13 protein-coding genes and 1 pseudogene are annotated in these 13,513 nt (G+C 63.2%); 13 read left to right on the top strand and 1 reads right to left on the bottom strand.

Features of this window, described 5'->3' with window-relative positions; translation table 11 throughout:
• Positions 1 to 73: 73 nt before the first annotated feature.
• Complete coding sequence (locus C2L64_RS32645; RefSeq protein ID WP_176133756.1) at positions 74 to 1,111, bottom strand: porin; 1,038 nt, start codon at positions 1,109 to 1,111, stop codon at positions 74 to 76.
• A gap of 476 nt (positions 1,112 to 1,587) precedes the next feature.
• On the opposite strand from C2L64_RS32645, the gene C2L64_RS32640 reads away from it, so the two are divergent.
• From C2L64_RS32640 to C2L64_RS32580, 13 genes and pseudogenes are all read left to right on the top strand, one after another.
• A complete protein-coding gene (locus C2L64_RS32640) occupies positions 1,588 to 1,905 on the top strand; it encodes a non-heme iron oxygenase ferredoxin subunit (RefSeq protein ID WP_007587796.1) in 318 nt (105 codons plus the stop codon).
• Between the two features lies 1 nt (position 1,906).
• On the top strand, positions 1,907 to 2,218 hold the full coding sequence (locus C2L64_RS32635) for a recombinase-like helix-turn-helix domain-containing protein (RefSeq protein ID WP_007587795.1): 312 nt from the start codon (positions 1,907 to 1,909) through the stop codon (positions 2,216 to 2,218).
• 54 nt (positions 2,219 to 2,272) lie between these two features.
• Positions 2,273 to 3,361 (top strand): aromatic ring-hydroxylating dioxygenase subunit alpha, encoded by a 1,089-nt coding sequence (locus tag C2L64_RS32630; protein ID WP_007587794.1) that lies wholly within the window; start codon positions 2,273 to 2,275, stop codon positions 3,359 to 3,361.
• Positions 3,354 to 4,109: an SDR family oxidoreductase gene (locus C2L64_RS32625; protein ID WP_007587793.1), complete on the top strand. Its 756-nt coding sequence runs from the start codon at positions 3,354 to 3,356 to the stop codon at positions 4,107 to 4,109. Before C2L64_RS32630 ends, C2L64_RS32625 begins: the two co-directional genes overlap by 8 nt.
• A 35-nt stretch (positions 4,110 to 4,144) precedes the next feature.
• Positions 4,145 to 4,684, top strand: coding sequence for a cupin domain-containing protein (locus C2L64_RS32620; protein ID WP_007587792.1), 540 nt, complete (start codon positions 4,145 to 4,147; stop codon positions 4,682 to 4,684).
• 25 nt (positions 4,685 to 4,709) lie between these two features.
• Complete coding sequence (locus C2L64_RS32615) at positions 4,710 to 5,603, top strand: alpha/beta fold hydrolase (RefSeq protein WP_007587791.1); 894 nt, start codon at positions 4,710 to 4,712, stop codon at positions 5,601 to 5,603.
• Positions 5,600 to 6,460, top strand: coding sequence for an IclR family transcriptional regulator (locus tag C2L64_RS32610; RefSeq protein ID WP_007587790.1), 861 nt, complete (start codon positions 5,600 to 5,602; stop codon positions 6,458 to 6,460). The genes C2L64_RS32615 and C2L64_RS32610 overlap by 4 nt, the downstream gene beginning before the upstream one ends.
• Positions 6,460 to 7,266, top strand: coding sequence for an SDR family oxidoreductase (locus C2L64_RS32605; protein ID WP_007587788.1), 807 nt, complete (start codon positions 6,460 to 6,462; stop codon positions 7,264 to 7,266). The genes C2L64_RS32610 and C2L64_RS32605 overlap by 1 nt, the downstream gene beginning before the upstream one ends.
• Entirely contained in the window at positions 7,259 to 8,917 is a 1,659-nt protein-coding gene (locus C2L64_RS32600; RefSeq protein WP_007587787.1) for a thiamine pyrophosphate-binding protein, read from the top strand. The genes C2L64_RS32605 and C2L64_RS32600 overlap by 8 nt, the downstream gene beginning before the upstream one ends.
• A complete protein-coding gene (locus C2L64_RS32595; protein WP_007587786.1) occupies positions 8,910 to 9,740 on the top strand; it encodes an aspartate dehydrogenase in 831 nt (276 codons plus the stop codon). Before C2L64_RS32600 ends, C2L64_RS32595 begins: the two co-directional genes overlap by 8 nt.
• Positions 9,741 to 9,767: 27 nt before the next feature.
• Positions 9,768 to 11,264 carry an aldehyde dehydrogenase gene (locus C2L64_RS32590; protein ID WP_007587785.1) on the top strand — a complete coding sequence of 499 codons (1,497 nt, stop codon included), beginning with the start codon at positions 9,768 to 9,770 and terminating at the stop codon, positions 11,262 to 11,264.
• Positions 11,265 to 11,277: 13 nt separating this feature from the next.
• Positions 11,278 to 12,241: pseudogene (locus C2L64_RS32585) on the top strand (VOC family protein).
• Positions 12,234 to 13,490 carry an NAD(P)/FAD-dependent oxidoreductase gene (locus tag C2L64_RS32580; protein WP_007587776.1) on the top strand — a complete coding sequence of 419 codons (1,257 nt, stop codon included), beginning with the start codon at positions 12,234 to 12,236 and terminating at the stop codon, positions 13,488 to 13,490. The pseudogene C2L64_RS32585 and the gene C2L64_RS32580 overlap by 8 nt, the downstream one beginning before the upstream one ends.
• The last annotated feature ends 23 nt before the right edge of the window (positions 13,491 to 13,513 follow it).

The following is a 13,513-nucleotide window of genomic DNA, read 5'->3' as shown; positions in this document are numbered from 1 at the left end:
GAAAAACGAAAACAGGCGGCGTCGATGGGCCGCCTGTTTCATTTCGAGCCTTAAAAAGGCCTCAAACCATCGCTCAGAACGAGTGATGAATGCCCGTCAGCACGATCGCCTGATTGCGGCCGCCCGACACACCCGCCGTGAAGAACGCAGCGTTCGCATTGTCGTTTGCATGCTCGTAGAGCACGTTCACATAGACCTGCGTGCGCTTGGACAGCGCATAGATATCGCCGATTTCGAACTGCGTCCAGCGGCGGCCCGACAGCGTCGTCGTCGCGGCCCCGCCCGCGAGCGTGTTGGCCGGCGTGAACTGATAGTTCGCGCCCGCGTCCCAGCTCTGATACGTGTCCGAGAATCCGTTCGACTGCAACTTCACGCGCGTGTACAGAGCATGGACGAGCAGCTTGCCGAGCTGGTACGACAGGCCCGCGCCCATGTTCTCGACCTTGTCGGCGGAGTAGGTTGCGGCCGGCACGCCCTGGAACGTGTTGATGCCCGTCGTGATGATGGACGGCGTACGGTTGTGCTCGTTCGAGTAGACAGCCGCCGCCTTGAACGGGCCATTCGCGTAGTTCACGCCGAAACTCAGCGTCTTGCCCGTCGAGAAGTTCGTCGTATTGCCGAGGCCCATCATCGCGCCGACCGTAAAGCCCGCGTAGCTGGCCGACTTGAATTTCACCGAGTTGTCGAACGGTACGACACCCGTGTCGGCCAGTTCGTCGATGTTGCCGGGATGGAACGCAAACCAGCTCGCCGCGAGGTAACCGGTGCTGAGCGGGCCGAGCATGTCGAAGTTGAACGGCGTCTGATGGCCGAGCGTGATCTGCCCGAACTGGTCGGAACTGATGCCCACGTACGCCTGCCGGTTGAACAGCGTGCCCGCTTTCGCGAAGTTGCCGGTGTTCGTATAGAAGCCGTTTTCCAGCTGGAAGATCGTGTGCAGACCGCCGCCCAGATCTTCGACACCGCGCAGGCCCCAGCGGTCCGGCTGCATGTTGCCCTGTTCCTCCATCCACTTCGTATGCCCGCCGACGTTGCTCACGTAAGCAATGCCAGCATCGAGGCTGCCGTACAGCGTGACGCTGCTTTGTGCCCATGCCGTCGATGTCACCATAAGTCCTGCCGCGCCGGCAGCGATGATGCGTTTCACCCTTGGTACTCCTGATCGTGTAGTCGAGAGCCGGACGCGCCGGTTTCTCTTCCTTTGCCTGTCATCTCTCTGGATGGCCTTCTGGTCACCTGCTACGTTGGCTATCCGCTTTATGTTCCACCTATGGGCATATGTATCGCCTATGGAAAGTATAGAGAGTCAATTGAGCGATCAAAAAAGTTTTTGCGACGGTGAAAACCCTCATTCATCAGATCACCTCGGTGCCGTACGCGCGCGCTCTTTATGCGCAGCAACCCATTGATTTGGCCCGGTTTACGGGCTTCTTACGTTGTAAAAAAACCGCTGTTGGTGTTTTCCCTGGAAGCGCAGAATTTTTATTTTGTTCGCCCAAACATGTTTCTATAATGACCATACATAAACTGATGTTCCTTAGGTGGAACGTCAAACGGTCGGAACCGGTTGGTCGGAGAAGGTGAGAAATGAGTGAACAGTGGCTTTGCGCCGGACACGCCGGCGCGTTATCCGAAGACGCGCCCGTCGAGTTCAAGCTCGGCGACGGCAAGGAAATCGGCATCTACAAGGTGGGCGATGAGGTCTACGCGCTCGAGAACGTCTGCCCGCATGCGTATGCGCTGCTGACACAAGGCTTCGTCGACGGCGACACGGTCGAATGTCCGCTGCACGAAGCCGTTTTTCACATCCCGACGGGCAAGTGTCTGAAAGAGCCGGGTGGCCGCGACCTGAAGGTGTACGCGGTGCGCCTCGCGGGTGAAGAAATCCAGATCAAGGTGGAATGACATGAAAGAAGCCGTCGTGAACTTCAATCCTTTCCTGAAGCCGTGGCTCGCGCCGCAGCCGAACAACGTCGCCGGCAAGGGCGTGATCGAAAAGCCGGGCGAGACCGACAACATGATCTGGCAGACCCGCAAGGCGGAGCCGACGCAATACGAAAACGACTTCGGCAACGCGCTGGAACAGGTGTTCGAAGCAGGTGCCGTCGAGCTGCATGAAGTGGTGGCTGGCCTGAACGGCGTCGGATTCCGCACGCCGGAAGGCGCGCAGTGGAGCGAAGAGCGTCTCGCCGCGGAACTGCGGCTGCTCGCCGAGTAACGCCGCACGATTCGACGACCCAGCGCACGACCCAAGCGAACACGGAGTTTCCCCATGACGTCCCTCAATACAACGAACCCCGCGGCCGATCCCATTCAGGCTTATCTCGACCGCGGCATCAAGAACTATTGGTATCCCGTCGCGCCGAGCTGGCAGGTCGGCAATGCACCCATCGGCCTCACGCGACTCAGCGAGCAGATCGTGCTGTGGCGCGATCAGGACGGCAAAGTCCACGCGCTCGAAGATCGTTGCCCGCATCGCGGCGCGCGCCTGTCGCTCGGCTGGAATCTCGGCAATCGCGTCGCGTGCTGGTATCACGGCATCGAAGTCGACGGTTCGGGCACCGTGCAGGCCGTGCCTGCCGTGTCGGCCTGTCCGCTCGAAGGACAGAAGTGCGTGAAGTCGTATCCCGTCGAGGAACATGCGGGCGCAATCTTCCTGTGGTTCGGCGACGACGCGCACAAGGAGCCGACGCCGCTCGCACTGCCCGAGGAACTGGTCGGCGAGGAGTACTCGCAGTTCCTGTGCGTATCGAACTGGAAGTGCAACTATCAATACGCGATCGACAACGTGATGGACCCGATGCACGGCGCGTATCTGCACGCGACGTCGCATTCGATGGCCGAAGGCGACAAGCAGGCCGACATGCGCGTGCGTAAAACCGAGACTGGCCTCATGTTCGAGAAGGTCGGTCAGCGCGACGTGAATTTCGACTGGGTCGAACTCGGCGAAACGGGTTGCTTGTGGATGCGTCTCGCGATTCCGTACAAGAAGAAGTTCGGCCCTGGCGGCAGCTTCGGCATCGTCGGCTTTGCGGTGCCCGTCGATAACGACAACTGCCAGGTCTACTTCTGGCGCACACGCAAGGTGAGCGGCTGGCAGCGCGACGCATGGCGCTTCCTGTATCGCAATCGTCTCGAAGGGCTGCACTGGGCGGTGCTCGAACAAGACCGCTATGTGCTCGAAAGCCTCGCACCGAACGCGCGCGCTCACGAATTCCTCTATCAGCACGATGTCGGCATGACGCGCGTGCGCCGCATGCTGCGTCAACGCGCGCAACAGCATTTCGCGGATCTCGAAGCGCTCGACGCGAAGCAGGCGGAAGCGGGCGCGCAAGCGTCGACGGGGCACGCTCATGCGTGATGTCACACCCTCCAGCCTGAGCGGACGGCGTGTCGTCGTGACAGGCGGCGCGCGTGGGCTTGGCGCAGCGTTCATCGAAGCGCTTGCCACAGACGCGCATGTCGTGTTCGGCGATGTGCTCGAAGCGGAAGGTCGCGCGCTCGCGGAGAAGCTCGGCGCGAACGCGCATTTCATTCCGCTCGATCTCGCAAGTCCCGACAGCATCGATGCGTTCGTCGCGCAAGCCGCGCAGAAGATGGGCGGTATCGACGCGCTGATCAACAACGCCGCAATCACCAACTCTGGCGGACGCTTCGCAGAAGAGTTGACCACGCAAACGTGGGACGCCGTGATGAACGTCAACGTGCGCGGTACGTGGCTGATGTGTACGGCAGCGCTGCCGCATCTGCGCGACTCGAAGCGCGGCGCGATCGTGAATATCGCTTCGGACACGGCGATGTGGGGCGCGCCGAAGCTGCTCGCGTACGTCGCGAGCAAAGGCGCGGTCATTGCGATGACGCGTTCGCTCGCGCGCGAGTTCGGCGCGCACGGCATCACGGTGAATGCGATTGCGCCCGGCCTCACGGAAGTCGAAGCGACCGCGTACGTGCCAGCCGAACGCCACGAGTACTACCTGAAAGGCCGCGCGTTGAACCGCGCGCAAGTGCCCGACGACGTGACGGGTCCCGTGCTTTTCCTGCTGACGGATGCCGCCCGCTTCGTGACTGGCCAGTTGCTGCCCGTGAACGGCGGCTTCGTGATGAATTGACCTTGCTCGAACCAGCAAACCACATGGAGAAAACAATGGCCGACGCCGATCTCGAACGCAAATCGTGGGATCAACCCACCGACGCAAGTTTCGAACAATGGATGGACACGCGCGTCGCGCGGTTCGAAACGCGCCGCTACGACTGGGACGCGCTGAAGTTCCAGGCCGACTACGACCCGAAATACCGTCGCGCGCAAATGCGCTATGTCGGCACGGGCGGCACGGGTGTCGCCAAAGACATGAACACGGTGCCCGCCGGCAACTTCACGTTCTCGACGATGGTAATTCCCGCCGGCAACATCGGGCCGAGCCACATTCATACCGACGTCGAAGAAATTTTCTTCGTGCTGCGCGGCAAGATGAAAGTGATCTGCGAGCGCGACGGCGAAACGTGGGAAGCCGTGCTCGGCGAACGCGATCTGATCTCGGTTCCGCCCGGCGTGTATCGCACGGAAATCAACATCGGCGAAGAAGACGCGCTGATGTGCGTGATGCTCGGTTCGTCGAAGCCGATCACGCCGACGTATCCGCCCGATTCGCCGCTCGCGAAGATCAAGCGCGATCTCGCGAAGTAAGTCCACCGCTCACGAACCGAAGCCCATGTCCGCAGCCTTGCCCGTTACTGTCGATCGAAACGCCACACTGGAAACGCGCCTCTCGCACTTCCCGGCACAGCGGATCGCGATTGCGCCGCAACGTACGATCGGTTATCGCGAAGCGGGTGCCGCACACGCCGATGCGTTGCCGCTCGTGCTGTTGCACGGCATTGGCTCGGGCGCGGCTTCGTGGGTGCAACAGTTCGAAGCGCTCGGCACGACGCGCCGCGTGTTCGCGTGGGACGCGCCGGGCTACGGCGAATCGACACCCGTTGCGTCGGCTTCGCCGGAAGCACATGAATATGCTGGCGCGCTCAACGCATGGCTCGACGCGCTCGACGTAGAGCGTTGCGTACTGGTCGGGCATTCGCTCGGCGCGATCATCGCGGGCTCGTTCGCAGCGTCGCACGCGGAACGCGTCGCGGGGCTGTTGCTGATTTCGCCCGCAGCGGGCTACGGCGCGGCATCCGAAGAAGTGCGCGCGTCGAAGCGCGACGGCCGTCTCGCGATGCTCGCCGAACTCGGCCCGCAGGTACTCGCGGAAAAACGCAGCGCCAACATGCTCTCGCCGCACGCCGACGACGCATCGCGCGAGTGGGTTCGCTGGAACATGTCGCGCATCGTGCCGAACGGTTACGCGCAGGCGACGCATCTGCTCGCCAACACGGACCTCGCCAGCGATCTCGCGAAGTTCAACGGCCGTATCGCTGTCGCGGTCGGCGCGGAAGACTCGATCACGCCGCCGTCGTCATGCGAGCGGATTGCGCAGGCGGCGCGCACGCGCCTGCAGATCATCCCGCGCGCGGGTCACGCGGGCTATATCGAAGCGGACACTGAATACACCGCGCTCATCGACGCATTCTGCCGCGCGAGCGACGGCCAATGGAGCAAAGCATGACCCCCGAATTGACGGGCACTGCGCCTGAAGCAGAAGACGACCGCAACGACGCGAACTATCGGGTGCCCGGACTCGAACGCGGCCTGCGCATTCTCACGGAGTTTTCGCCGCGCGAGCCGGTGCTCGGCGCGCCCGAGTTGTCGAAGCGCCTCGGCATTCCACGCACGACGGTGTTCCGGCTGTTGCAGACGCTCGAATCGCTCGGCTTTCTGGAGCGCGCGGATCGCGACCGCAACTATCGCCTGGGCGTCGCGGTGCTGCGCCTCGGCTTCGAGTATCTCAGCTCGCTCGAACTCACCGATCTCGGCTTGCCGTTGATCGAAGGTTTGCGCGACGCGACGGGCCTGACCACGCACATCGTGATCCGCGACGGCCGCGACGTGGTGTTCGTCGCGAAGGCGCAGAGCCACGCGCCCGTGTTCAGCTCGGTGAAGGTGAACGTCGGCACGCGGCTACCCGCGCATGCGACGACGCATGGTCATGTACTGATGGGTGATCTCTCGCTCGACGAACTGCGCGCGCTGTATCCGGAGAAGACGCTTGAACGCTTCACGAAACACACGCCCGCCACCGTCGACGAACTGTACGAGCGCGTGAAGGACGACGCGGTGCGCGGTTTCGCAATCAGCGAATCGTCCTTTGAAAACGGCATTTCGGTGATCAGCGCGCCCGTGCGTAACGACACGGGGCGCATCGCCGCTGTCATCACGACGACGATTCCGCGTCCGCAGATCGACGCGGCGCTGCTTGATGGCGGCCTGATCGACAAGGTGCGTAGCGCGGCGGAGCAACTGTCGCTGCGGCTGAACTATCGGCCGTCGGCGGAAAGCAGGTACATGAAGGCATTGGGGCTCTGATGATTCAAATCGATCTCACAGGACAGGTTGCAGTGGTGACGGGCGGCTCGTCCGGCATCGGCCTCGCAACGGCCGAACTCTTTCTGCGCGCGGGAGCATCCGTGGCGATTTGCGGTCGCGACGCCGATCGGCTCGCGAGCGCTGAAGCTTCGCTGCGCGTTCAGTTTCCGCAAGCGCAATTGCTCGCCGCGCGCTGCAACGTGCTCGACGCGAACGAAGTCACGAAGTTCGCAACCGATGTACAGCAACGCTTCGGCCGCACCGACATGCTCGTCAACAACGCAGGCCAGGGCCGCGTATCGACCTTCGCCGATACCAGCGACGAAGCATGGCGCGAAGAACTGGACCTCAAGTACTTCAGCGTCATCCGACCGACCCGCGCATTTCTGCCGATGCTCACGCAAGCGGCGCAGCAAGGCAACGGCTCGATCGTCTGCGTGAATTCCCTGCTCGCATTGCAGCCCGAGCCGCATATGGTCGCGACCTCGTCGGCGCGGGCGGGCGTGCAGAACCTGATCAAGTCGCTGGCCGTCGAGCTCGCGCCGCAGCGCATTCGCGTGAACTCGATTCTGATCGGCATCGTCGAGTCGGGCCAATGGCGTCGCCGCTACCAGACGCAGGCAAAGCCGGGTCAAAGCTGGGAAGACTGGACCGGCGAACTCGCGCGCATGAAGAACATTCCGCTCGGCCGCTTCGGCCGTCCTGAAGAGGCCGCACAAGCGCTCTTTTATCTCGCTACACCCCTGTCGTCGTACACGACGGGAAGCCATATCGATGTCTCCGGAGGCGTTGCACGTCATGTCTAACAAAACCACCGTCGGCGAGCTGATCGCCGCTTTTCTCGAGCAATGCGGCGTCAAAACTGCATTCGGCGTGATCTCGATTCACAACATGCCGATCCTCGACGCGATCAATACGCGCGGCAACATCCGCTATGTCGGCGCACGCGGCGAAGCGGGCGCGCTGAACATGGCCGATGGTCTCGCGCGCGTGTCGGGCGGCCTCGGCGTCGCGTTCACGAGCACGGGCACGGCTGCGGGCAACGCAGCGGGCGCGATGGTCGAAGCGCTGACGGCAGGCACGGCGCTCGTGCATATCACCGGCCAGATTGAATCGACGTATCTCGATCAGGATCTCGCGTATATCCACGAAGCGCCCGATCAACTCGCGATGCTCTCGTCGATTTCGAAGGCCGCGTACCGCGTGCGCTCCGTCGAGACCGCACTGGCAACGATCCGCGAAGCCGTGCGCGTCGCGCAAACCGCGCCGAGCGGCCCCGTCAGCGTCGAGATTCCGATCGACATCCAGGCCGCCGAAATCGAATGGCCCGTCGACATGGCCGCCCCGCACGTCAGCACGCTGACGCACGACACCAAGCGCGTCGAGCAGCTCGCCGACGAACTCGCGAAAGCAAAGCGTCCGTTGCTGTGGCTCGGCGGCGGTACGCGTCATGCGCGTGCGCAGGTCGAGCGCCTCGTGAAGCTCGGCTTCGGCGTCGTCACTAGCGTGCAGGGCCGTGGCGTGCTGCCCGAAGATCATCCCGCGACGCTCGGCGCATTCAATGTGCAGCCGACCGTCGAGAAGTTCTACAAGACCTGCGATGCGCTGCTTGTGGTCGGCTCGCGTCTGCGCGGCAACGAGACGCTCAAGTATAAGCTCGCGCTGCCGCAGCCGCTGTTCCGCGTCGATGCCGACGCACTCGCCGACAACCGTGGCTATCGCAACGAGCTGTTCGTTCATGGCGACGCAGTCGCCGTGCTCGATCAACTCGCGACGCTGCTCGAAGGCCGCATGAAGATCGACCCTGCATTTGCGGGTGATCTCGCAGCCACGCGCGAAGTCGCTGTCGCTGAAACGGGTAAGGGTCTGGGACCGTACAAGCGCCTTGTCGACGCGCTGCAACACGCCGTGGGCCGCGACTACAACTGGGTGCGCGACGTGACGATCTCGAACAGCACGTGGGGTAACCGCATGCTGAAGATCTTCCAGCCGCGCGCGGGTGTGCATGCGCTGGGTGGCGGCATCGGGCAGGGTATCCAGATGGCGATCGGCGCGGCGCTCGCGGATGCGGCGGCGAAGACCGTGTGCCTCGTCGGCGATGGCGGCCTGATGGTCAACGTCGGCGAACTGGTGACGGCCGTGCAGGAAAACGCGAACGTGATGATCGTGCTGATGAACGATCAATGCTACGGCGTGATCCGCAACATTCAGGACGCGCACTACGGCGGCCGCCGCTGCTACGTGCAACTGCATCAACCCGATTTCGCGCAGTTCTGCGCGAGCTTCGGCCTCACGCACTACCGCATTTCGTCGCTGGACCAGGCCGACGACGTGATCCGCGAAGGCATCGCGAAGAACGGGCCGGTGCTTGTCGAGGTGGACATGCTGTCGGTCGGTTCATTCGCTACGGCCTTCGCCGGCCCGCCCGTGCGCAAACAGGAGCCTGAACATGCCTAACATTGCGGGCATCAATCATCACGCGCCCCTCGACATCGCGATGATCGGTTTCGGCGCGATCGGTCAGACCGTGTATCACGCCGTCGCCGCCGATCCGCAAGTGCATGTGTCGCATGTGATCGTGCCCGAGCATCAGGCCAACGCCGTGCGCGAGCAGGTCGGACCGGATGTGGATGTTGTGTGGTCCGTCGGTGCATTGAAGTCGCGTCCGCAGTTCGCGCTCGAATGCGCGGGGCACGGCGCGCTGGTGAGCCACGTCGTGCCGCTGCTGAAGGCGGGCACGGATTGCGCGGTTGCTTCGATCGGCGCGCTGTCGGATCTGAGCCTGCTCGAAGCGCTGAACGCCGCCGCCGATGAAGGCCACGCAACCGTGACGCTTTTGTCGGGTGCAATCGGCGGTATCGATGCGCTCGCCGCCGCGAAGCTCGGTGGCCTCGACGAAGTGCAATACATCGGCCGCAAGCCGCCGACGGGTTGGCTCGGGACGCCCGCCGAACAACTCTGTGATCTGAAGACGCTGACGGAAGCGCGCGTGATCTTCGAAGGCAGCGCACGCGAAGCGGCGCGGCTGTATCCGAAGAACGCGAATGTCGCGGCGACCGTCGCGCTCGCGGGTCTCGGTCTCGATCAGACGATGGTGCGCCTGATCGCCGATCCCGCTGTGACGCGGAACGTGCATCGCATCGTCGCGCGCGGCGCGTTCGGCGAGATGTCGCTCGAAATGAGCGGCAAGCCGCTGCCCGACAATCCGAAGACGTCTGCGCTGACCGCGTTCAGCGCGATCCGCGCGCTGCGCAATCGCGCGGCCCGCTGCGTGATCTGAAGATCTGATAGTCAAAGGAAGTACGACATGCCCCACACCGACATCATTTCGAGCCTCGTGCCCTCCGCCGATATCTTCGTCGGCGGCGAGTGGAAACGCGGCCGCGGCGCACTGTACGCGAGCATCTATCCCGCCGACGGCTCGGTGAACACCGAAATCACGACGGCCGATGCCGACGACACGCGCGAAGCCGTCGAAGCCGCTGACATCGCGTGGCGCAAGCCGAACTGGTCCGGTCTGAAGCCGCATCAGCGCGCGCTGATCCTGTATCGCATCGCCGATCTGATCATGGCGAAGCACGAAGCGCTCGCGCAACTGCAACGCCGCGACAACGGCAAGCCGATTAGCGAGACGCGCGTGCTGGTCGCGAGCGCGGCGAACACGTTCCGCTATTTCGCGGCGTGCCTCGAAACGCTCGACGAAGAAGTGACGCCCTCGCGCGGCGACTATCTGACGATGAGCGTGCACGAGCCGATCGGCGTGATCGCGGCGATTACGCCGTGGAATTCGCCTATCGCTTCCGATGCGCAAAAGCTCGCGCCCGCGCTTGCGGCAGGCAACGCCGTCGTGTTGAAGCCCGCTGAAATAACGCCGCTGGTGTCGCTCGCACTTGCACGCATCTGCGAGGAAGCGGGCGTGCCGAAGGGTGTGCTGAGCGTGCTGCCCGGCAAGGGCTCGGTGATCGGTGATGTGCTGGTGCGCCATCCGCTCGTGAAGAAAGTGTCGTTTACGGGCGGCACGGAAGTGGGACGCGGCATCGCGCGCATCGCAGCCGACAAGCTGATGCCCGTGTCGCTGGAACTCGGCGGCAAGTCTCCGACGATGGTCTTCGAAGACGCCGACCTCGATCATGCGGTGAACGGTGTGCTGTACGGCATTTTCAGTTCATCGGGCGAAGCGTGCATTGCGGGCTCGCGCCTGTTCGTGCAGCGCTCGATCTATCCCGAGTTCATGAAGCGGCTGACCGCGAAAGCGCGTGAATTGCGCGTCGGCGATCCCGCGAGCGAGGACACGCAGATGGGTCCGCTGATTTCCGCGAAGCATCGCGAGTCGGTTGAGCGTTATGTGGCGCTCGGCCTCGAAGAAGGCGGGCGTTTGCTGTGCGGCGGCGAGCGGCCTGTAGGCAACAACCGCGAGCAGGGCTTCTTCTATCAACCGACGATTCTCGAAGGCCTGTCGAACAACGCACGCATTTGCCAGGAAGAAATCTTCGGACCGGTCCTCGTCGCGATGCCTTTCGACGACGAAGCATCGCTGCTGAAAGAAGCGAACGACAGCGTATTCGGTCTCGCCGCCGGCATCTGGACGCGCGACTACAAGCGCGCATGGCGCGTCGCGCGTGCGCTCGAAGCGGGCACCGTATGGATCAACACGTACAAGCTGTTCTCGATTTCGACGCCGTTCTCAGGCTGGAAAGAAAGCGGCATGGGCCGCGAAAAAGGCCGCCTGGGCATTCGTGAATATATGCAGCAAAAGAGCCTTTACTGGGGCTTGAACGACGCGCCGCTGGCGTGGGCGAACTGAAGAGGCACGCAACATGAGCATTCTCGGCATTGAACAGATCACGTAGCGTGACGGATCTTGAGACCTGTCGGCGCTTTTTCGCCGACTGGGGCATGAAGGAAACCGCGCACGACGAAACGCGCGCGCGCTTCGAAACGTTGAACGGCTGCACGGTGCTCGCGGTGATGGCGAACGATCCGTCGCTGCCGCCCGCATTCGAAGAAGGTCCGACGCTGCGGGAAGTGACGTGGGGCGTGGCCGCGCCCGCTGACCTCGACACATACCGCGAGAGCCTGAAGGGCACGCCGGGCTACTACTCGAACGATGAAGCCGTCGGCTGCATCGATCCGAACGGCATGGCGATCCGCATAGAAGTAACGCGCAAGCGCGCCGTCGACGTGCATGGCTCGCCGTCGAACGTGTGGGGTCAAACGCTGCGCGTCGATACACCGAGCCCGGTCTATGAACGCGCGGAACCCGTCGAAGTGGGCCACGTCGTGTTCTTCACGAACTGCCTCGCGGAGCAGGAGAAGTTCTATCAGGAACGACTCGGCTTCGAAATGTCGGATCGCTATCCGGGCCGCGGCGCATTCATGCGCTGCGCGCCGCACGGCGGCCATCACGACATCTTTCTGCTGCAACTGCCGACGGGCAAGCGCGGACTGAATCACGTCGCGTTCACCGTGCGCGACATTCACGAAGTATTCGGCGGCGGCATGCACGTCAGCCGTTGCGGCTGGGACACGCAACTCGGGCCGGGACGTCACCCCGTTTCGTCCGCGTACTTCTGGTACTTCCAGAATCCGGCAGGCGGTTTGATCGAGTACTACGCCGACGAAGATCAACTCACACCCGAATGGCAGCCGCGCGATTTCGAACCGGGTCCGACTGTGTTCGCCGAATGGGCGATCGACGGCGGCATCGACGGCAACACGCGCCGTCAGAAGAACGCGAAGGCGCCGGAAGGCAAATTCATGACGGAGCGCAAACATGACTGACGCTGCCATTTCAAACGCTGCGAACAACGCGGACGTACCGCAAACGATCGTCGTGATCGGCGGGGGCCAGGCTGCGGGTTGGGTCGTGAAGACATTGCGCAAGACGGGCTTCGAAGGCCGTCTCGTGATGATCGCGGATGAAATTCATCTGCCGTACGAGCGGCCGCCGCTATCGAAAGCGGTGCTGTCGGGTGATGCCAATATCGACACGGTGCGCCTCTTCGCCACCGACGATTTCGCTTCGCTCAATGTCGAAGCATGGCAACCGGACGTTGCGACCCAAATCGATCGCGCGCAACGCATCGTGCGCACGCAATCGGGCCGCGAAGTGCAGTACGACCGGCTCGTGATCGCAACGGGCGGGGCGGCGCGCAAGCTGCCGGCGTCGTTGGTGAAGACGGATCACATCGCGTATCTGCGCACTTTGAACGAAGCATCGGCGCTCGGCGAGCGTTTGCGCGCAAGCAAGCACGTGCTCGTGATCGGCGGTGGATGGATCGGTCTCGAAGTCGCGGCGACAGCACGCAAGCTCGGGGTCGCGGCGACGGTAGTGGAAGGGGCGCCGCGTCTGTGCGCGCGTTCGGTGCCGCCTGTCGTGTCGGAGTTCCTGCTCGATCTGCATCGTTCGAATGGTGTCGACGTGCGTTTGTCCGCCGCATTGACTTCGCTCGACACGCATCCTGAAGACGCAAGCAAAGTGCGCGCGACGCTCGCGGACGGCACATCCATCGATGCCGATTTCGCTGTGGCGGGCATCGGCCTCACGCCGCATACATCGATTGCCGAAGGGGCGGGCTTGCCCGTGAACGACGGCATCGTCGTCGACGAACACGGCATGACGAACGATCCGCGCATCTTCGCTTGCGGCGATGTCGCGAATCATCCGAGCGCGTGGTTGAAGCGGCGCGTCCGCCTCGAATCGTGGGCGAATGCGCAGAACCAGGCGATCGTCGTCGCGAAGGCCGCACTCGGCCAGTTCGAACCGTATGCGGAGATTCCTTGGTTCTGGTCGGATCAATACGACGTGAACCTGCAGATTCTCGGCGACATTCCCGCCGATGCCGAACTCGTCGTGCGCGGCGATGTCAGCGCGCGCCGCGCGACGCTCTTTCATGTCGCGGACGGTGGCGTGCGCGGCGTGATTGCGATCAACACGCCGCGCGACCTGAAGCTCGCGCGCAAATGGATGACCCAGGGGCGCACGGTCGACGTCGCGGCTCTGGCCGACGCCGACAAAGCGCTTGCCTAATCACAGTAGGGGCGGAGAAACGA

It is taken from the genome of Paraburkholderia hospita (assembly GCF_002902965.1).
In the GTDB taxonomy this organism is placed as follows: Bacteria; Pseudomonadota; Gammaproteobacteria; order Burkholderiales; family Burkholderiaceae; genus Paraburkholderia; species Paraburkholderia hospita.
Note: the sequence above shows the minus strand (reverse complement) of the source record. Positions and strands in the feature narration are given on the sequence as shown.

Bases quoted from the DNA above. Each gene is read 5' to 3' on its own strand.
- C2L64_RS32645 (WP_176133756.1), bottom strand. From the start codon at position 1,111: ATGGTGACATCGACGGCATGGGCACAAAGCAGCGTCACGCTGTACGGC.
- C2L64_RS32640 (WP_007587796.1), top strand. From the start codon at position 1,588: ATGAGTGAACAGTGGCTTTGCGCCGGACACGCCGGCGCGTTATCCGAA.
- C2L64_RS32635 (WP_007587795.1), top strand. From the start codon at position 1,907: ATGAAAGAAGCCGTCGTGAACTTCAATCCTTTCCTGAAGCCGTGGCTC.
- C2L64_RS32630 (WP_007587794.1), top strand. From the start codon at position 2,273: ATGACGTCCCTCAATACAACGAACCCCGCGGCCGATCCCATTCAGGCT.
- C2L64_RS32625 (WP_007587793.1), top strand. From the start codon at position 3,354: ATGCGTGATGTCACACCCTCCAGCCTGAGCGGACGGCGTGTCGTCGTG.
- C2L64_RS32620 (WP_007587792.1), top strand. From the start codon at position 4,145: ATGGCCGACGCCGATCTCGAACGCAAATCGTGGGATCAACCCACCGAC.
- C2L64_RS32615 (WP_007587791.1), top strand. From the start codon at position 4,710: ATGTCCGCAGCCTTGCCCGTTACTGTCGATCGAAACGCCACACTGGAA.
- C2L64_RS32610 (WP_007587790.1), top strand. From the start codon at position 5,600: ATGACCCCCGAATTGACGGGCACTGCGCCTGAAGCAGAAGACGACCGC.
- C2L64_RS32605 (WP_007587788.1), top strand. From the start codon at position 6,460: ATGATTCAAATCGATCTCACAGGACAGGTTGCAGTGGTGACGGGCGGC.
- C2L64_RS32600 (WP_007587787.1), top strand. From the start codon at position 7,259: ATGTCTAACAAAACCACCGTCGGCGAGCTGATCGCCGCTTTTCTCGAG.
- C2L64_RS32595 (WP_007587786.1), top strand. From the start codon at position 8,910: ATGCCTAACATTGCGGGCATCAATCATCACGCGCCCCTCGACATCGCG.
- C2L64_RS32590 (WP_007587785.1), top strand. From the start codon at position 9,768: ATGCCCCACACCGACATCATTTCGAGCCTCGTGCCCTCCGCCGATATC.
- C2L64_RS32580 (WP_007587776.1), top strand. From the start codon at position 12,234: ATGACTGACGCTGCCATTTCAAACGCTGCGAACAACGCGGACGTACCG.